Origin of the sequence: Streptomyces sp. NPDC086777 (assembly GCF_040702065.1) — a bacterium.
Classification (GTDB): Bacteria; Actinomycetota; Actinomycetes; order Streptomycetales; family Streptomycetaceae; genus Streptomyces.
In genome coordinates this window covers 164,381-182,545 of sequence record NZ_JBFBJI010000014.1, presented here as the reverse complement: position 1 = coordinate 182,545, position 18,165 = coordinate 164,381, and the positions used below count along the sequence as shown (strand labels likewise).

At 73.0% G+C, this 18,165-nt stretch carries 19 protein-coding genes; 11 read left to right on the top strand and 8 right to left on the bottom strand.

Annotated features, from left to right (window positions below; all coding sequences use genetic code 11):
- Positions 1 to 8 precede the first annotated feature (8 nt).
- On the bottom strand, positions 9 to 644 hold the full coding sequence (locus AB0472_RS21370) for a TIGR03085 family metal-binding protein (RefSeq protein WP_366358043.1): 636 nt from the start codon (positions 642 to 644) through the stop codon (positions 9 to 11).
- Positions 645 to 717: 73 nt separating this feature from the next.
- On the opposite strand from AB0472_RS21370, the gene hisI reads away from it, so the two are divergent.
- From hisI to lgt, 11 genes are all read left to right on the top strand, one after another.
- The gene (gene hisI / locus AB0472_RS21365) at positions 718 to 1,158 is read left to right on the top strand and encodes a phosphoribosyl-AMP cyclohydrolase (RefSeq protein ID WP_366358098.1); all 441 of its coding nucleotides are present in this window, start codon (positions 718 to 720) and stop codon (positions 1,156 to 1,158) included.
- 11 nt (positions 1,159 to 1,169) lie between these two features.
- Positions 1,170 to 2,648 carry an anthranilate synthase component I gene (locus AB0472_RS21360; protein ID WP_366358042.1) on the top strand — a complete coding sequence of 493 codons (1,479 nt, stop codon included), beginning with the start codon at positions 1,170 to 1,172 and terminating at the stop codon, positions 2,646 to 2,648.
- Between the two features lie 51 nt (positions 2,649 to 2,699).
- Positions 2,700 to 3,344, top strand: coding sequence for a TIGR02234 family membrane protein (locus AB0472_RS21355; protein ID WP_366358041.1), 645 nt, complete (start codon positions 2,700 to 2,702; stop codon positions 3,342 to 3,344).
- Between the two features lie 269 nt (positions 3,345 to 3,613).
- Positions 3,614 to 3,886: an HGxxPAAW family protein gene (locus AB0472_RS21350; protein ID WP_366358040.1), complete on the top strand. Its 273-nt coding sequence runs from the start codon at positions 3,614 to 3,616 to the stop codon at positions 3,884 to 3,886.
- 74 nt (positions 3,887 to 3,960) lie between these two features.
- Complete coding sequence (locus AB0472_RS21345; protein ID WP_366358039.1) at positions 3,961 to 4,410, top strand: DUF2752 domain-containing protein; 450 nt, start codon at positions 3,961 to 3,963, stop codon at positions 4,408 to 4,410.
- A gap of 147 nt (positions 4,411 to 4,557) precedes the next feature.
- Positions 4,558 to 5,367 (top strand): indole-3-glycerol phosphate synthase TrpC, encoded by an 810-nt coding sequence (gene trpC, locus AB0472_RS21340; RefSeq protein ID WP_366358038.1) that lies wholly within the window; start codon positions 4,558 to 4,560, stop codon positions 5,365 to 5,367.
- Positions 5,368 to 5,388: 21 nt separating this feature from the next.
- On the top strand, positions 5,389 to 5,559 hold the full coding sequence (locus tag AB0472_RS21335; RefSeq protein WP_366358037.1) for a hypothetical protein: 171 nt from the start codon (positions 5,389 to 5,391) through the stop codon (positions 5,557 to 5,559).
- Between the two features lie 137 nt (positions 5,560 to 5,696).
- Positions 5,697 to 6,980 carry a tryptophan synthase subunit beta gene (gene trpB / locus AB0472_RS21330; RefSeq protein ID WP_366358036.1) on the top strand — a complete coding sequence of 428 codons (1,284 nt, stop codon included), beginning with the start codon at positions 5,697 to 5,699 and terminating at the stop codon, positions 6,978 to 6,980.
- Positions 6,977 to 7,795 carry a tryptophan synthase subunit alpha gene (gene trpA, locus AB0472_RS21325; RefSeq protein ID WP_366358035.1) on the top strand — a complete coding sequence of 273 codons (819 nt, stop codon included), beginning with the start codon at positions 6,977 to 6,979 and terminating at the stop codon, positions 7,793 to 7,795. Before trpB ends, trpA begins: the two co-directional genes overlap by 4 nt.
- Before the next feature lie 117 nt (positions 7,796 to 7,912).
- A complete protein-coding gene (locus AB0472_RS21320) occupies positions 7,913 to 8,689 on the top strand; it encodes a thioredoxin domain-containing protein (RefSeq protein WP_366358034.1) in 777 nt (258 codons plus the stop codon).
- Between the two features lie 92 nt (positions 8,690 to 8,781).
- Positions 8,782 to 9,798 (top strand): prolipoprotein diacylglyceryl transferase, encoded by a 1,017-nt coding sequence (gene lgt / locus AB0472_RS21315; protein ID WP_366358033.1) that lies wholly within the window; start codon positions 8,782 to 8,784, stop codon positions 9,796 to 9,798.
- Between the two features lie 189 nt (positions 9,799 to 9,987).
- Here lgt and AB0472_RS21310 read toward each other — a convergent pair whose 3' ends face one another.
- Genes AB0472_RS21310 through AB0472_RS21280 form a run of 7 tightly spaced genes read right to left on the bottom strand, consistent with a single transcriptional unit; the run spans position 9,988 to position 18,066 of the window.
- A complete protein-coding gene (locus tag AB0472_RS21310) occupies positions 9,988 to 10,809 on the bottom strand; it encodes a CoA ester lyase (RefSeq protein ID WP_366358032.1) in 822 nt (273 codons plus the stop codon).
- A complete protein-coding gene (locus AB0472_RS21305) occupies positions 10,806 to 12,056 on the bottom strand; it encodes a CoA transferase (protein WP_366358031.1) in 1,251 nt (416 codons plus the stop codon). The genes AB0472_RS21310 and AB0472_RS21305 overlap by 4 nt, the downstream gene beginning before the upstream one ends.
- Entirely contained in the window at positions 12,053 to 12,946 is an 894-nt protein-coding gene (gene rbsK / locus AB0472_RS21300; RefSeq protein ID WP_366358030.1) for a ribokinase, read from the bottom strand. The genes AB0472_RS21305 and rbsK overlap by 4 nt, the downstream gene beginning before the upstream one ends.
- Positions 12,943 to 14,406: an ADP-ribosylglycohydrolase family protein gene (locus AB0472_RS21295; protein WP_366358029.1), complete on the bottom strand. Its 1,464-nt coding sequence runs from the start codon at positions 14,404 to 14,406 to the stop codon at positions 12,943 to 12,945. The genes rbsK and AB0472_RS21295 overlap by 4 nt, the downstream gene beginning before the upstream one ends.
- The gene (locus AB0472_RS21290; protein WP_366358028.1) at positions 14,394 to 15,569 is read right to left on the bottom strand and encodes an ADP-ribosylglycohydrolase family protein; all 1,176 of its coding nucleotides are present in this window, start codon (positions 15,567 to 15,569) and stop codon (positions 14,394 to 14,396) included. The genes AB0472_RS21295 and AB0472_RS21290 overlap by 13 nt, the downstream gene beginning before the upstream one ends.
- An 8-nt stretch (positions 15,570 to 15,577) precedes the next feature.
- On the bottom strand, positions 15,578 to 16,696 hold the full coding sequence (locus AB0472_RS21285) for an ADP-ribosylglycohydrolase family protein (RefSeq protein WP_366358027.1): 1,119 nt from the start codon (positions 16,694 to 16,696) through the stop codon (positions 15,578 to 15,580).
- On the bottom strand, positions 16,693 to 18,066 hold the full coding sequence (locus AB0472_RS21280; protein ID WP_366358026.1) for an ADP-ribosylglycohydrolase family protein: 1,374 nt from the start codon (positions 18,064 to 18,066) through the stop codon (positions 16,693 to 16,695). Before AB0472_RS21280 ends, AB0472_RS21285 begins: the two co-directional genes overlap by 4 nt.
- Positions 18,067 to 18,165: the final 99 nt, after the last annotated feature.

Below are 18,165 nucleotides of genomic sequence, written 5' to 3'. Positions count from 1 at the left end.
CAGGCTCCTCAGATGCCCAGCTTCTTGGACTCGTTCAGCCTGGTGATCGCGTTCTCGTCGCCGGTCACCTCGACCTTCGCCGTGCTCTGCCGGCCGAACGCGAACATCAGCAGCTCGGAGGGCTCGCCGGTCACCGTCACCACGGGTGCGCCGCGGTGGGCGACCGCCGTCTGGCCGTCCGGGCGGCGCAGCACCAGGCCCGTCGGCAGACCCCGGCCCAGCAGCCGGGCGGTCCGCTCCAGGCGGGTCCACAGGGCCTCCTGGAAGACCGGGTCCAGCTCCCGCGGCGACCAGTCGGGCTGGGCCCGGCGGACGTCCTCGGTGTGCACGTAGAACTCGACAGTATTAGCCGCCTCGTCCACCTGCTTGAGCTGGAACGGCGAGAACCGCGGCGGACCGGTGCGGATCAGCTGGATCAGCTCCTCGTACGGCTTCGCCGCGAACTCGGCCGTCACCTTCTCCAGGCGCGGTGCCAGCTGCTTGATCATCGTGCCCCCGGCCGCGTCCGGCCGGCGCTCGCGCACCACCACGTGCGCGGCCAGATCACGGGTCACCCAGCCCTCGCAGAGGGTCGGAGCCTCGGGACCGGCGGTCTCCAAGAGGTCGGCGAGCAGGAGCCGTTCACGCTTGGCGAAGGTCGACATACCGCCAGCCTACGACCACACGCACCGTCCGGACAGTGGACACGGACCGTGACTGTCGGTGCCGCGCGGCACAATGGCACCCATGACCAGTACGACCGGTACGACGGGTACGCCCCCGTCCAGTGGCCTCGCCCCGGAGATCGCCGCCCGCCTCAAGCGCAGCGCCGACGGACTCCTCCCCGCCATCGCCCAGCAGTACGACACCGGCGAGGTACTGATGCTCGGCTGGATGGACGACGAGGCCCTGCACCGGACCCTCACCACCGGCCGCTGCACCTACTGGTCGCGCAGCCGCCGGGAGTACTGGGTCAAGGGCGACACCTCCGGCCACTTCCAGTGGGTGAAGTCGGTCGCCCTCGACTGCGACGCCGACACCGTGCTGGTCAAGGTCGACCAGGTGGGCGCCGCCTGCCACACCGGCGACCGCACCTGCTTCGACGCCGACGTGCTTCTCAAGGACGCCGAGCACGGTCACGAGGCCGCCGATTCCGGCGCACCCGCCTCCGATCAGTAAGGTCTGCCGCCATGGACCTCGAGACCTTCCGCAAGCTCGCGACCGACCGGCGCGTCATCCCGGTCACCCGCAAGCTCCTCGCCGACGGCGACACCCCGGTCGCGCTCTACCGCAAGCTCGCCGCCGAGCGCCCCGGCACCTTCCTGCTGGAGTCCGCCGAGAACGGCCGCTCCTGGTCCCGGTACTCGTTCGTGGGCGTCCGCAGCGCGGCGACCCTGACCGCCCGCGACGGCCAGGCCCACTGGCTCGGCACCCCGCCCGTCGGCGTGCCCGTCGACGGCGACCCGCTGGCCGCCCTGCGCGCCACCATCGAGGCCCTGCACACCCCCCACGACCAGGAGCTGCCCCCCTTCACCGGCGGCATGGTCGGCTACCTCGGCTACGACATCGTGCGCCGCCTGGAGAAGATCGGCCCGGGGGAGCGCGACGACCTCGGACTCCCCGAGCTGACCATGCTCCTCACCAGCGACCTCGCCGTCATGGACCACTGGGAGGGCTCGGTCCTGCTGATCGCCAACGCGATCAACCACAACGACCTCGACACCGGCGTCGACGAGGCCCACGCGGACGCCGTGGCCCGCCTGGACGCCATGGAGGCCGACCTCTCCCGCCCGGTCGCCCAGCCGCCCGCCGTCCTGCCGCCCTCCGAACTCCCCGAGTACACCGCCCTGTGGGGCGGCCCCGACTTCCAGACGGCCGTCGAGGACATCAAGGAGCGCATCCGCGCGGGCGAGGCCTTCCAGGTCGTCCCCTCCCAGCGCTTCGAGACCCCGTGCACCGCGAGCGCGCTGGACGTGTACCGGGTCCTGAGGGCCACCAACCCGTCGCCGTACATGTACCTGTTCCGCTTCGACGGCTTCGACGTCGTGGGATCCAGCCCGGAGGCCCTGGTCAAGGTCGAGGACGGGCAGGCCATGGTGCACCCCATCGCCGGCACCCGGCCGCGCGGGGCCACCCCGCAGGAGGACCAGGCCCTCGCCGACGAGCTGATGGCCGACCCCAAGGAGCGCGCCGAGCACCTGATGCTCGTCGACCTCGGGCGCAACGACCTGGGGCGGGTCTGCGAGCCCGGCTCCGTCGAGGTCGTCGACTTCATGTCCGTCGAGCGGTACTCGCACGTCATGCACATCGTCTCGACGGTCACCGGAAAGGTCGCCGACGGCCGTACCGCCTTCGACGTCCTCACCGCCTGCTTCCCGGCCGGCACCCTCTCCGGCGCCCCCAAGCCCCGCGCGATGCAGATCATCGACGAACTGGAACCGTCCCGAAGGGGGCTGTACGGCGGCTGCGTCGGCTATCTCGACTTCGCCGGCGACTCCGACACCGCCATCGCCATCCGCACCGCCCTGCTCCGCGGCGGCACGGCGTACGTCCAGGCCGGGGCCGGCATCGTCGCCGACTCCGACCCGGTCGCCGAGGACCAGGAGTGCCGCAACAAGGCCGCGGCGGTGCTGCGGGCGGTGCACACGGCCAACAGGCTGGGCGAGTAGGGCGCTTATCACCCGACCCCGGGTGACCGTTCGTGCGCGGTTCAGGCGATAGTGGAGTACGTGACTGCTGTTCCTCACCCCTCTTCCGAAGCCGGCGAACCCGCCCGGTCCGGCCGCCGCAGCCTCGCCGTCGCGCTGCTCTTCGGCGCGCTCGGCGCGGCCGTCGCCCTGCTGTCCACCCGGCAGCGCTGGGCGGCCGGCACCGCGACGGTGGCAGGCGGCGACTTCCCGCTGACCGCCAAGGGCAGCGACGTCACCGGCGTCCCCGCGGCCCTCGCCATAGTGGGCCTCGCCGCGCTCGTCGCCGTCTTCGCCGTCCGCAGGGCCGGCCGCTTCCTGGTCTCCGGCCTCCTCGCGCTCTCCGGCGCCGGCATCGTGGCCGCGGCCCTGCTCGGTGCGGCCGACGGCTCCGCGCTCGACGAGAAGGCCGCCGAGGCCAGTGGCGACACGTCCGCCACGGTCGACGCGCTCAGCCACACCGGCTGGCCGTACGTCGCCGCGGCCGGCGGCGCGCTCATCCTGGTCGCCGGGCTGCTGGCGCTGCGCTACGGGCGGCTGTGGCCCGCCATGTCGGGGCGCTACGAGCGCGGTACGGGGGCGGAGCGGCCGCGGCGGGCGCCGAAACCGGTGGATCCCGACCGGCCGGAGGACATCTGGAAGGCGCTGGACCGGGGCGAGGACCCTACCGGGGCCTAAGGCTTCGCCGGGGACCGCGAAAGGTCGCCGGACGGTTGACGGCTGACGGCTGACGGCCGGTGGGCGCTGGTCGCCCAGTTCCTACCCCCAGCCTTCGGCCGGGGGTACCCCCAGCGCCCCTTAAGGTGCGCTGAAAGGTGATGTGGCGAATCAGACGCCACCCCAGCTCCTGACACCCCTGTGGGTACGGGACAATGGAGGGCGAGCGTCCGGAAGGACACGTACGAGCTCGGGCCCGTACGACACGTACCAGCAACGAGGAGCAAGTCATGGCGGGCAGCAGCCACGGTCACACCCCGGCCGCCTGGACCGGCGTCACCATCGCCTTCATCGGTTTCTGCGTCTCGGGCGCCTTCATGGTGATGGCGCAGCCGGTGGGCTTCTGGGCCGGCATGGCGATCGTGCTCCTCGGTGGCGTGGTCGGCATGATCATGCGCTCCATGGGCCTCGGCCAGCCGAAGGAGAACGGCGCGCTCGTGTACAGCACCACCACCACCACCACGCCGGCCGCCACCCGCGAGCCGGTCGCCGCCGAGAGCTGACCCGCACGGTTTCCCGAGGGCGCCCCGAGACACCGGGGCGCCCTCGCGCGCGTGTGCCGACCGTACGGGGCACAATGCGAGGCGTGAACGCCGACAGCCGCAGCGCGGCCGCCCCGCCGGTGACGTCCTCCCTCCGGGGCCGGCTGGCCGTGCCCGTCTCCGTGCTGGGCGCCGTGGTCGGGGCCTTCGTCTACGTCGGCACCGTCGACCCCAACCAGCCCGGCCACTACCCGGTATGCCCGCTCTACCGGCTCACCGGCCTGTACTGCCCCGGCTGCGGCGGTCTGCGCAGTGCGCACGCCTTCGTCCACGGCGACCTCCTGGGCGCGCTGCGGGACAACGCGGCGGGAGTCCTCGCCTATCTGGCCTTCGCCGTGGTGTGGACCGTCTGGGTGGTGCGCGCGGCGCGCGGCCGGCCCGCCCGGATCGAGCTCAGGCCGATGCAGATGTGGAGCCTGGGCGTGCTGCTCCTGGTCTTCACCGTTGTCCGGAACCTGCCCTTCGGTGGCTGGTTGCATCCTTGATCAACCGGTGTGTGTCCAGGTACTGGGACCGGCGTCAACCGGAGGTGAGGCCGACCCCGTCCTCCGGATACCATCGCAGTGACCATGAGTTTTCGGCCCATGGGTTTTTGACCGCCTGGAAGAACCGTCCGGAAGGGGGCCGCTCTCGTGAGTGTGCTCGACGAGATCATCGACGGCGTCCGTGCCGACCTCGCGGAACGGCAGGCGCGCGTCAGCCTCGACGAGCTCAAGGAGCGCGCGGCGAAGGCGCCGGCCGCCAAGGACGGCGTGGCCGCGCTGCGCGGTGAGGGCGTCAAGGTCATCTGTGAGGTGAAGCGCTCCAGCCCGTCCAAGGGCGCGCTGGCCGCGATCGCCGACCCGGCAGGGCTCGCCGCGGACTACGAGGCGGGCGGCGCGGCCGTCATCTCGGTCCTGACCGAGCAGCGCCGGTTCGGCGGCTCGCTGGCCGACCTGGAGGCGGTCCGGGCCCGGGTGGACATCCCGGTGCTCCGCAAGGACTTCATCGTCACGTCGTACCAGCTGTGGGAGGCCCGTGCGTACGGCGCCGACCTCGCGCTGCTGATCGTCGCCGCCCTCGACCAGGCGGCTCTGGAGTCGCTGATCGAGCGTGCCGAGTCCATCGGCCTCACCCCGCTCGTCGAGGTCCACGACGAGGACGAGGTCGAGCGCGCGGTGGACGCCGGCGCCAAGGTCATCGGTGTCAACGCGCGCAACCTGAAGACCCTGGAGGTCGACCGCTCCACCTTCGAGCGGGTCGCCCCCGAGATCCCCGCCCACGTCGTCAAGGTCGCCGAGTCCGGCGTCCGCGGCCCGCACGACCTGATCGCGTACGCCAACGCGGGCGCCGACGCGGTCCTGGTCGGCGAGTCCCTGGTCACCGGCCGCGACCCCAAGGCGGCGGTGGCCGACCTGGTGGCGGCCGGCGAACACCCGGCGCTTCGGCACGGCCGAGGCTGATCACCCGCTAGGCTGAACCCGATGACTCTCACGGTGACGACGACAGTGGACCGGTACGCCCGCCTCGCGCGCGGCTGCCGGCCTCGTGGTTGCCGTGCACCGGCCCGCCGGGTCCACGGCCGCCGCGTCCGCTACGTCATCGGCGACGAACCGGGACAGGTGAACGGCCGTCGATGGCAGCGCGCCCTGTAGGGGCGCGGGGCAGTACTGAATGTGCGGCTACCGCCGCGCGGGCGCGAGCAACCACTGACGGCTCGCGGCCATCGGACATATCTCCGCCCCCACGGCGAACAGTGTCTTCTTCCACACACTCACCGTGAGGTTTTCGCATGCCCAGCGATTTCTTCTTCCCTGACCCCACCGGTCAGGTGCCCTCCCCGGAGGGCTACTTCGGCGCCTTCGGCGGCAAGTTCATCCCCGAGGCCCTCGTCGCCGCCGTGGACGAGGTCGCCGTCGAGTACGACAAGGCCAAGCACGACCCCGAGTTCGCCCGCGAACTCGACGACCTCCTGGTCAACTACACCGGCCGCCCCAGCTCCCTCACCGAGGTCCCCCGCTTCGCGGAACACGCGGGCGGCGCCCGGATCTTCCTCAAGCGCGAGGACCTCAACCACACCGGCTCGCACAAGATCAACAACGTGCTCGGCCAGGCACTGCTCACCAAGCGCATGGGCAAGACCCGGGTGATCGCGGAGACCGGCGCCGGCCAGCACGGCGTGGCGACGGCCACCGCCTGCGCGCTGTTCGGCCTCGACTGCACCGTCTACATGGGCGAGATCGACACCGAGCGGCAGGCTCTCAACGTGGCCCGGATGCGCATGCTCGGCGCCGAGGTCATCGCCGTGAAGTCCGGCAGCCGCACCCTCAAGGACGCCATCAACGAGGCGTTTCGCGACTGGGTGGCCAACGTCGACCACACCCACTACCTCTTCGGTACGGTCGCGGGCCCGCACCCCTTCCCGGCGATGGTCCGCGACTTCCACCGGGTGATCGGCGTCGAGGCCCGCCGCCAGATCCTGGAGCGTGCGGGGCGCCTCCCCGACGCCGCGATCGCCTGCGTCGGCGGCGGCTCCAACGCCATCGGCCTCTTCCACGCCTTCATCCCCGACGCGGGCGTCCGCCTCATCGGCTGCGAACCGGCCGGCCACGGCATCGAGACCGGTGAGCACGCGGCCACCCTCACCGCAGGCGAGCCCGGCATCCTGCACGGCTCCCGGTCCTACGTCCTCCAGGACGACGAGGGCCAGATCACCGAGCCGTACTCGATCTCGGCCGGCCTGGACTACCCCGGCATCGGCCCCGAGCACTCCTACCTCAAGGACTCCGGCCGCGGCGAGTACCGCGCGGTCACCGACGACGCGGCCATGCAGGCACTGCGCCTGCTCTCCCGCACCGAGGGCATCATCCCGGCCATCGAGAGCGCCCACGCCCTTGCCGGCGCCCTGGACGTCGGCAAGGAGCTCGGCAGGGACGGACTGATCGTCGTCAACCTGTCCGGCCGCGGCGACAAGGACATGGACACCGCCGCGCGCTACTTCGGCCTGTACGACACCGACGCCGAGGTCGCGGCCGACGCCGCCGACACCGCCGAGATCGAGGGGGACGCCAAGTGAGCGGGAACATTCAGCTGCTGTCGGACACCCTCGCCGGTGCCAGGGCCGAAGGCCGCGCCGCGCTCATCGCCTACCTCCCGGCCGGGTTCCCGACCGTGGACGGCGGCATCGAGGCGATCAAGGCCGTCCTGGACGGCGGTGCCGACGTCGTCGAGGTCGGGCTGCCGCACAGCGACCCGGTCCTGGACGGTCCGGTCATCCAGACCGCCGACGACATCGCCCTGCGCGGCGGGGTGAGGATCGCGGACGTCATGCGGACGGTCAAGGAGGCCCACCAGGCCACCGGCAAGCCCGTCCTCGTCATGACGTACTGGAACCCCATCGACCGCTACGGCGTCGAACGCTTCACCGCGGAACTCGCCGAGGCCGGCGGTGCGGGCTGCATCCTGCCCGACCTGCCGGTGCAGGAGTCGGCCCTGTGGCGGGAGCACGCCGAGAAGCACGGCCTCGCGACGGTCTTCGTCGTGGCGCCGAGCAGCAGGGACGAGCGGCTCGCGACGATCACGGCGGCGGGCAGCGGGTTCGTCTACGCGGCCTCGCTGATGGGCGTCACCGGTACGCGTGAATCGGTCGGGGCGCAGGCCCAGCAGCTGGTGGAGCGCACCCGGGCCACCGGCACCGGGCTGCCCGTCTGCGTCGGCCTCGGCGTCTCCAACGCGGCCCAGGCCGGCGAGGTCGCCGGCTTCGCCGACGGCGTGATCGTCGGTTCGGCCTTCGTGAAGCGGATGCTGGACGCGCCGGACCACGCGGCCGGCATCGCGGCCGTCCGCGAACTCGCCGGGGACCTGGCGAAGGGCGTACGCGGACAGGCGTAGACCGGAAGGCGGAGACCCACCGGGACACCGCAGGACACAACGGAACATTCGGTCACTCGAACGGGTGGACCTGGGACCGGGGAGGCGCGGTGCGCCTCCCCGGTTCGTTCTGGGGGTGTGAGCGAGAAGAATCGTGACGGAAAGCGGATGGCCCGGGAGCGGCTGGCGGCCGAGCGCGAGAAGCAGCGGACCGCGGACAAGCGGCGGCGCGCCCTGATCGTGGGCGCGAGCGTCGTCTGCGTCCTGGGCCTGGCGGCGGTGATCGGCGTGGTCGCCGCGAACGCGGGCAAGGACAAGGGCAGCGCGAGTTCCGGGCCGGTCGTGGCCCCCTCCGGCGCGCAGGGCAAGGACAGCCTCGCGATCCCGGTCGGCAAGGACGGCGCCAAGGCGACGCTCACCGTCTGGGAGGACTTCCGCTGCCCGGCCTGCCAGGCCTTCGAGACGGCGTACCGCCCGACGCTCCACCAGCTGGTCGACGCCGGACAGCTCAGGATCGAGTACCACCTGGTCACGCTGATCGACGGCAACCTCGGCGGCAGCGGCTCCCGGAACGCGGCCAACGCGGCGGCCTGCGCCCAGGACGCCGGGAAGTTCCGCGACTTCCACGACGTGCTGTACGAGAACCAGCCGAAGGAGACCGACGACGCGTTCTCCGGCAACGACAAGCTGATCGAGCTCGCCGGCAAGGTGCAGGGGCTGAACACCCCGGCGTTCCAGAAGTGCGTCAAGGACGGTACGCACAACTCCTGGGTCGTGAAGTCCAACCAGGCCTTCCAGGCCGCCAAGTTCGACGGCACGCCGACCGTCCTGCTCGACGGCAAGAACATCTACCAGGACCAGACCATGACCCCGGACAAGCTGAAGCAGCTGGTCGCGGACGCGAACAGGCAGTAAGGGGGAGTAGGCGTTTCTCACGTCCCCGTTATGGAGCCGTAGCCGGGCTGGTTGCCGTCGGCCCGGTCCGGCACGGTAGCGTCGACCCTGCCATGGATGAACTTGCCTACATTCCCAGCCCGTCGCGCGGAGTGATCCACCTCGGACCCATCCCGCTGCGCGGCTACGCGTTCTGCATCATCATCGGTGTCTTCGTAGCCGTCTGGCTCGGCAACAAGCGCTGGGTCGCCCGGGGCGGGCGGGCCGGCACCGTGGCCGACATCGCGGTCTGGGCCGTACCGTTCGGCCTGGTCGGCGGGCGTCTCTACCACGTGATCACGGACTACGAGCTGTACTTCAGCGCGGGCCGTGACTGGGTCGACGCGTTCAAGGTCTGGCAGGGCGGTCTCGGCATCTGGGGTGCGATCGCGCTCGGTGCGGTGGGCGCCTGGATCGGCTGCCGACGCCGGGGCATCCCGCTGCCGGCCTACGCCGACGCCATCGCCCCCGGCATCGCCCTCGCCCAGGCGTGCGGCCGCTGGGGCAACTGGTTCAACCAGGAGCTGTACGGCCGGGAGACGCATCTGCCGTGGGCGCTGCACATCACCTCGTCCGAGGGCGGCCGGGTGCCGGGCTACTACCACCCGACGTTCCTCTACGAGTCGCTGTGGTGCATCGGCGTCGCCTTCCTGGTCATGTGGGCCGACCGCCGCTTCACGCTGGGACACGGGCGGGCGTTCGCGCTGTACGTCGCCGCGTACTGCGTGGGCCGTGGCTGGATCGAGTACATGCGCGTCGACGACGCCCACCACATCCTCGGTCTGCGGCTCAACGACTGGACCGCGATGATCGTGTTCCTGCTCGCGGTGCTGTACATGGTGCTCTCCGCGAAGAAGCGGCCGGGCCGGGAGACGGTGGTCGAGCCGGGCCTCCCCGACGGTGAAGGCGTCTCCGACGGTGAGGCCGACGGTAGCGGTGAGGCCGTCGAGGCGAAGGAGGCGGAGGCTTCCGCCGACGCGGCCGACGGCGAGGGCGAGGCCGACGGCGAGGACGACGGTGGCGACGGGGTGAAGGCCGAGGCCAAGGCCGAGGCCAAGGACGAGGCCGGGTCGGGGACCAAGAAGAGCTGACCTGCTGGTCCGACGTACGACGGAGAGGGCGCCCGGGATCGAACCGGGCGCCCTCTCCGCGTGTCGGCTCGGGCGGCGGGCGGTGGGTGGCGGGTTGCGGCAGAACCGGCACCGCCGGACAACCCCGTCGTGCTTCTCGCCGTCGCGGCGGGAAAAAAATTCCGGTCAGCGGTGGTTCAAGAACTCTGGTCAGCGGCGGTTCAGCAGGGAGAGGGTTCTGCGGGCTGCTGCGACCACCGCTGCGTCGATGAAGCTGCCGTCGGGGAGGGCCTGGGCGCCCTGTTCCGTGGTGGCTGCCTTGATGACCGTTTCGGCCTGTTCGAGTTCGGCCTCGGTGGGGAGGTAGGCCCGTTCGATGATCGGGAGCTGCCGGGGATGGATCGCGGCGCGGCCCAGGAAGCCCAGGGCGCGCCCGTGGGCGCAGGACGCGGCGAGGCCGTTGAGGTCCCGGGTGTCGGGGTGGACCGACTGGGGCGGTGGGGCGAGGCCCGCCGCCCGCGCGGCGACCACGATCCGGGAACGGGACCAGTCGAGGCCGATGTCGTCCCGTACGCCCAGGTCGGCCCGTAGGTCGGCCTCGCCGAGGGAGACGCCCCGCAAGGCGGGGTGGGCGGCGGCGATGGCGTAGGCGTGTTCGATGGCGAGGGCTGATTCGAGCAGGGCGTAGAGGGGGAGGGCGGCGGTCCGGGCCGCGAGGTGGCGGACGTCCTCGGGGCTCGTGACCTTCGGGAGGCGCAGTCCGGCGAGGCCGGGGAGGGCGAGCAGGGCCCGGATGTCGCTCCCCGCCCAGGGGGTGTCCAGGGCGTTGATCCGGACGTGGACCGGGACCGGCTGCGGGTGGGCGAGGAGCTCGGCGGTGGCGGCGCGGGCGTAGTCCTTGCGGTCGGGGGCGACCGCGTCCTCCAGGTCGATCACCACCACGTCCGTTCCGGAGACCAGCGCCTTGGCGACGACGTGCGGCCGGTCGCCGGGGACGTACAGCCAGGTCAGGGGGAACGGCACGGTGGTCATACGGCGCCCTCCTCACGCAGGGCGCGTACCTGGGCCGGGGTCAGGCCCAGCTCGGCCAGGACCTCCTCCGTGTCGGCGCCGTGCGGGCGGCCGGTCCAGCGGATCGCGCCGGGGGTGGCCGAGAGCCGGAAGAGGACGTTCTGCATGCGCAGGGGGCCCAGGTCGGGGTCGGGGACGGTCGTGATCGTGTTCAGCGCCTGGTACTGGGGGTCCTCCATGACGTCCCGCACGTCCTGGATCGGTGCCACCGCCGCCTCCGCCTTCTCGAACTCGGCCAGCACCTCGGCGCGGGAGCGGGTGGCGACCCAGCCGCCGACGGCCGCGTCGAGGACGTCGGCGTGCGCGGCCCGGCCGGCCCCGGTCGCGAACCACGGCTCGTCGACCAGCTCCGGGCGGCCGACCAGGCCCATCACGCGTTCGGCGATCGACTGGGCCGAGGTGGACACGGCCACCCAGCCGCCGTCCGCCGTGCGGTAGGTGTTGCGCGGGGCGTTGTTGGCGGACCGGTTGCCGGTGCGCGCCTGGACGTAGCCGAGCTGGTCGTACCAGATGGGCTGGGGGCCGAGGACGGCCAGGATCGGCTCGATGATCGCCATGTCGACGACCTGGCCCTCGCCGGTGCGGTCCCGGGCCGCCAGCGCGGTCATCACGGCGTACGCGGTGGTCAGTGCCGCGATGGAGTCGGCGAGCCCGAACGGCGGCAGGGTCGGCGGGGCGTCCGGTTCGCCGGTGATCGCGGCGAAGCCGCTCATCGCCTCGGCCAGGGTGCCGAAGCCGGGGCGGCGGGCGTAGGGGCCGAACTGGCCGAAGGCGGTGACCCGGGCCAGGACCAGACGCGGGTTGACGGCGGACAGCTCCTCCCAGCCGAGGTCCCACTTCTCCAGGGTGCCGGGGCGGAAGTTCTCGATGATCACGTCGGCGGTGGCGGCCAGCCGGAGCAGCGTCGCACGACCGCCGGGCTTGGACAGGTCGAGGGTGAGGGTGCGCTTGTTGCGGCCGAGCAGCTTCCACCACAGTCCGACGCCCTGCTTGGCCGGGCCGTGGCCCCTGGAGGGGTCGGGCTTGGCGGGGTGCTCGACCTTGACGACCTCGGCGCCGAAGTCACCGAGCAGGGTGGCGGCGAGGGGACCGGCGAAGAGGGTGGCCAGATCGAGAACGCGCAGTCCGGTGAGGGGCGGGGACGGAGGTGCTGTCGGGGGCGTGATGGGCGTCGTGGGCGTAGTGGGCGCCTTGGGTGTCGTGCTCATGCGGTGTACTGGGTTTCGATCTCCGGGCGGTACGGCATCGACTCCGTCGCCCCTTCCCGCTGGACGGAGATCGCCGCCGCGGCCGCCGCCCAGGACAGGGCCTCGCGGATCGGTTTCTCCTCGGCCAGGGCCACCGCGAGGGCGCCGACGAAGGTGTCGCCCGCGCCGGTCGAGTCGACGGCGGTCACCCGGGGGGCGGGGATGACGAGCGGGGCGGCGTCGCGGGTGAGGTAGAGGCTGCCGGCCGCGCCGAGAGTGACGACGACCTGCGGCACCCGGTCGAGGAGCGCGGTCGCCGCGTCGCGCGGGTCGGTGCGGTCGGTGAGGGTGGCCGCCTCCCGCTCGTTCGCCACCAGCAGGTCGATGTTGTCGAGGAGTTCGGACGGCAGCGGCCGGGCGGGGGACGGGGTGAGGACCGTCCGGATGCCGTGGCGGCGGGCGGCCTGCGCGCCGGCCGCGACCGCGGGGAGGGGGATCTCCAGCTGGAGCAGGAGCATGTCGGCGGAGGCGATGACGCCCTCGTCGCCGGGGGAGAGGTGGTCGACGGTGCCGTTGGCGCCGGGGACCACGACGATCGCGTTGCCGCCCTCGTCGTCCACGACGATGTGCGCGGTGCCGGACGGGCCCTCGATCGTGCGCAGCGAGTCCGTGTCCACGCCGGAGTGTTCGAGGGTCTCGCGGAGCCGGACGCCGTACGCGTCGTGGCCGACCGCGCCGATCATCGAGACGGTGGCGCCGGCGCGGGCGGCGGCGATCGCCTGGTTGGCGCCCTTGCCGCCGGGGATCGTGCGGAACGCCCGTCCCGTCACGGTCTCGCCGAGCTGTGGTGCCTTCTCGGCGTACGCGACGAGGTCCATGTTCATGCTGCCGAGTACGGCGATCTGGGTCATGAGCGGGTCGCCTCCAGATGGGTGAGGTGGGCGAGGGTGTCGAAGCCGGTGCCGTCGAAGCCGCCGACGGAGGTGGCGAGCCGGTTCTTGAGCGGGATCGTCCAGCGGTCGGGGAGCGCGTCGGGGTCCCGGGCGAGCAGTCCGGCGACGGATCCGGCCGTCGCACCGTTCGAGTCGGTGTCCCAACCGCCGCTCACCGCACGGCAGACGGAGCCGGTGAAGTCGCCGTCGGCGTGGGTGAGGGCGGCGGCGATCAGGGCGGTGTTGGGAACGGCGTGCACCCAGTGGTGGGTGGGGGAGTGGACGGCGTGGAGTTCGTCGACGACGGTGTCGAAGTCGTCGTGTTCGCCGGCCAGCCGGATCGCGTGGTCGACGGCGTGGGCGAGGCGGGAGTGGGGTGGGATCACGGACCGGCCGGCCCGCAGGCAGGCGTGGACGTCGTGGCTGCCCGCGGCGGCGGTGGCGATGACGGCCGCGATGAACATCGCCGCGTAGACGCCGTTGGCCGTGTGGGTGAGGGTGGCGTCCCGGTGGGCCTGCTCGGCGGCCGCGGCCGGGTCGCCGGGGTTGGTCCAGCCGTGCGCGTCGGCGCGGATGAGGGCGCCGATCCACTCGCGGAAGGGGTTGCGGTGCCGGGCGGTGAGCGGGGGTTCGACGCCGGTGAGGAGGTTGCGGTAGGCGACGCGTTCGGCGGTGAAGGTGCGGCCGGCGGGGAGCTCGTCGAGCCAGAGGGCGGCGACGTCGGCGGTGGTGAAGTCCCTGGTGTGGCGTTGGAGCAGGAGGAGGTTGAGGAGGGGGTAGTTGAGGTCGTCGTCCTCGGGCATGCCGTCGATGTTCTCGGCGAGGGAGGTGGGGGCCGAGCGGCGGTTCCAGGGGTGGGCGGAGAGGAGTTCGGCGGGGACGCCGTGGGCCGTGAAGTAGTGGTTCAGGGGCCAGTTGCCGGTGGCGCGGGCGAGTTCGCGGATGGCGTGCAGGGGGAGCTTCTCGACGGGTTTCCCGAGCAGACAGCCGACGGCCCGGCCGAGCCAGGCGGCGTGATAGGCGCGGGGGTGTGGAGGCCGGGGAGCAGGGGCGCTCACCGGCGCTTGCCGGGTGGGCGCGGCTGAGGAGAGACGGCTGGGCAGCCCCCCGTAAGGGGCGCGGGGAACCGCGCGATCAGCCCCCACCGGGGCGCAGTCGTACGACGGCCACTGCGGACACAGCGCCTTGATCGCTTCGAGGTCCGTCGGCTCGTTCAACCTGCTCGGCAGGTCGGCGAGTTCGTCGAGCAGGTCCTCCGCCAGCTGCCGCAGATAGCGGGACGCCCGTCCCTGCGACGCGCCCGCCCGGTCCGGCGCGTCCGCGCCCCCCGCCGCCCGCCAGCGCGCGGCGACCGCCGACGGCTCCCGCCCGTCCTGCCGGGCCTGGCGCAGCTCGTGGCCCAGCAGGTCCTCCGGCTGGACCCAGGTCAGTCGGAGCAACTCGGACCTCCGAGACGCGCGAAGGACTCCTCGTGGGTGCGGCGCCGTTCGACGTCGCGGCCGAAGACCTCGCGGGCCACCTCGGCCAGGACCCGGGGTGGTTCCCAGAGGTCGAGGCGGCTGGCCTCGGCGACCCGCTTCGACCAGTCCTCCGGGACCGGGGAGCCCAGCGCCCCGGAGATCGCGCCCGCCATCGTCGCGATGGAGTCGCAGTCCCGGCCGTAGTTGACGGAACCGAGAACCGCGTGCCGGTAGTCGCCGTCGGCCACCATCAACATGCCGAGGGCGACCGGGAGTTCCTCGATGGCGTGCAGGCGGGAGGGACGGCGGGCGCCGAGCGAGGGGGAGCGGTAGTCGGGGCCCACCGTGTCGTAGGGGGCGATCGCCTCGCGGAGCGGAACCAGCGCCGACTCGAAGTCCGAGTGGTGCGCCGCCGTTTCACAGACGCGTTCGATCGCCTCGCGGGTGCCGTCCTTCGCCACGGACAGGCAGACGCCGACCACGCAGTCCGGTGTCGCGCCGGGGGCGGTCGCCGCCGCCACCGCCGCCGCGAAGACGCCCGCCGCCTCCCTGCCGTACGACGACTGGTGCGCACCCGCGACGTCCAGGGCCTCGGCGTACGCCGCCTGCGGGTTCGCCGCGTTGACCAGGCCGACCGGGGCCATGTACATCGCCGCACCGCAGTTGACGATGTTGCCGACGCCGGCCTCGCGGGGATCGGCGTGGCCGTAGTGCAGCCGGGTCGCCAGCCACTTCTCCGCGAGGAAGATCCGGTGCAGCGGGATGGTCTCCGTCTCCAGTTCCGGGATCCAGCGGGGGTTGTTCATCAGGTCCGGGACCAGGTGGTCGGCGATGGTGTAGGCGTCGAGATGGTCGCGGACGCGGTCGTACACCCGTACCAGCGCGTGGGTCATCAAGGTGTCGTCGGTGACGTGCCCGTCACCCTTGTGGTACGGCGCGATGGGGCGGGCGGTGCGCCAGGCGTCGCCGTTCCAGGGGCCGACGATGCCGTGGACGCGGCCACCGTGGCGTTCGAGGATCTGGTCGGGGGAGTAGCCCTCGACCGGGCCGCCGAGGGCGTCGCCGACGGCGGCCCCGACCAGAGCTCCGGTGATCCGGTCGTCGAGCGAAGCTCCGGTGCTTTCTTCTCCTTTGGGCGTCATGCACCGAATCATCCACCTGGACGGGCCGGTTGTGTGGCTTCCAGGAGTTCGGCGAGTTCCACCAGGTCCGTGCCGGTGAGGCGGGGGAGGGCGCAACCGGAGAGGGTGCGGCAGGCGTCCCGCCAGGACGGCGGGATCGTGTCACCGCCGCCGAGGGCGCCGGTGAGCGCGCCGGCCAGGGCGGGGGCCGAGTCGGCGACCCGGGAGAGGCAGGCGGCGGCGGGCACGGCCTCGGCGATCCTGCCGCGTGCGGCGGTGGCGAGGGCGAGGGCGACCGGGACGGTTTCCGCGGCGGCGATGCCGTAGCTGTAGACGTGGTCGACGATTTGGTGTTCGAGGAGGGGGATCAGGGCGAACGCGGAGTCCGTGGTGCCGGCGAGGGTGAGGGCGTGCCGGGCGTTGCGGCCGATCTCGGTGGGCTCGGGGAGTTCGGTGAGGGCCGCGGCCACGCAGGTCTCGACCTCGGCGCCGACGAGGGCGAGGGCCAGGGCGGCGGCCATGGCGCGGGCGCCGTGCACGCCGTCGCCGTCCTGGGTGTAGCGGGCGTCGAACTCGGCGAGGTCGGCGGCGCGTTGGGGGTCGCCGGGGTGCGCGACCGCGAGGGCGCAGGCGCGGACGCAGGCGGCGTCGTCGAAGTAGTGCGGGTTGTCGTGGCCGGTGGCGGGCGGGCGCAGGCCGGCGGCGAGGTTGCCGAGGCCGGCGCGGACGGAGATGCGGGCGCGCAGGGGGAGTACGGCCGACTCGATCTCCGGGGCGCGTTCGGCCGCGGCGGCGACCTCGGAGGCGACGGCGGTCCAGGTGAGGTCGATGGCGGCGCGGGTGCGGAGCTCACGGCTGAGGTCGCCGAGGAGGGTGTCGTCGCCGGCGCGCAGGACGGCCTCGGCGGCGAAGGTCGCCCACTCGGCGTCGTCGGAGGGGCCGAGGCGGAGGGGCTCGGGGGGCTGGTTCAGGGCGATGGGGACGGGGAGGGTGGTGGTCGCGTTGTGCTCGGCGAAGGTGTCGAGTTCGCGGGTGAGGCGGCGGGTCCACTCGGGCATGCGGGATGCGCGGTGCCGCGCGGAAGGCCAGCCGGCGGCGTCGCCCGCGGCGAGGCCGAGGAGGAGCCCCTCGATACGACGCCGGTTCACCGAAGCCCCTCGCGGCACCTGGCCCCCAGGGGGCTCCGCCCCCTGGACCCCCGGGCCCTTGCCCGCCCACCACCCGACTCGGTCGGCATGAAGGTGGATACCGGGGGCGGCTCGGTGGGAGTGACGGCGAGGGCGGACGGTTCGGGGCGCGGCTCGCTCGGCGGAAGGGCGGGTACCGGGGGCTGTGGCTCGGTGGTGGTCAGGGCTGGGGTGAGGACGGGCGGTTCGGGGTGTGGCTCGCTCGGCGGAAACGCCGGTGTCGCGGACCACGGTCCCCTCTGCCCCGCAGCCGCAGCCGCAGCCGCAGTTCCAGCTCCAGCCGCCGTCGCAGCCCCGGCCGCAGCCGCAGTTCCGGTTCCAGCCGCAGCCCCGGCCGCAGCCGTCAGTAGGTCCGCCACCTCCAGTACGTGGTGGCCGGCCATCGACGGCAGGCAGCTTCCCCGTACCGGGCCGATCGCCGCCCCCCATTCCCGTGGGATCGCCATCTCTCCCCGGGTCGCTCCGGCCAGCGCGCCGGCGACCGCGGCCGTGGTGTCCGCGTCGCGCCCCATGTTGACGGCCGTCAGCACCGCGTCGCGGAAGTCGCCGTCCGCCGCGGCGTACGCGCCGAAGGCGAGGGCCACCGCCTCCGGGGCCAGGTCGGTCCACGGGTAGCCGCCGATGACCACCGCGGAGCGGACCGCCCGCTCGCCGCGGTGGGCCACCGAGACGGCCCGGCGCAGGGAGCGGGCCGTCCAGGAGTCGTCCGGGATCACCGCGAGCGCCGCCGCGACCACCGCCGTCGGCGGGGCCCCCGCCATCGCCGCCGCGACCCCCGCCGCCACCGCCTGGCCGCCGTAGATGCCCTCGCCCTCGTGGCTCACCGAGCCGTCGACGGCGACCAGCCGGGCCGCCTCGGTGGGGCGGCCCGCCGCGAAGACGCCGAAGGGGGCCGCCCGCATGGCGAGGCCGTCGCTCCAGGCGTGCCGGTGCTGGGCGGAGATGGGGGCGGCGAGGCCCCGGCGGAGGTTCTCGAGGGTGCCGCGTTCGCTGAAGCCGGCGCCCTTGAAGGGGCCCTCGGCGCGGTCGGCGATCCACTCGTGCCAGGCCGCCTCGACATGGGCCGGGGTGAGTGCCGAGCCGTGGCGGGCGAGGAGGAGGCCCGAGAAGATCGCGTACTCGGTGTCGTCCGTACCGGCGGGGCGATCGGTCACGTATCCCGTGATGCGGCCCCAGCGGGCGCGGATCTCGGAGGGCTTCATGTTCTCCGCCGGTGCCCCGAGCGCGTCCCCCACGGCCAGGCCCAGGAGCGCGCCCCGCGCCCGGACGTGCAGTTCCGGAGCGCGCTCGTCGGGGGCGGGGACCGGCGGGGTGCAGACGATCGATGACATGGGCGGGCCTCTCCGGGAGGGGCTTCGCGCGGCGGCGCGGAACCGTTTGCGGATGTGTCCCACCAACGGCGGTTGACCGCAGCCTGAAGGGTCTCTACA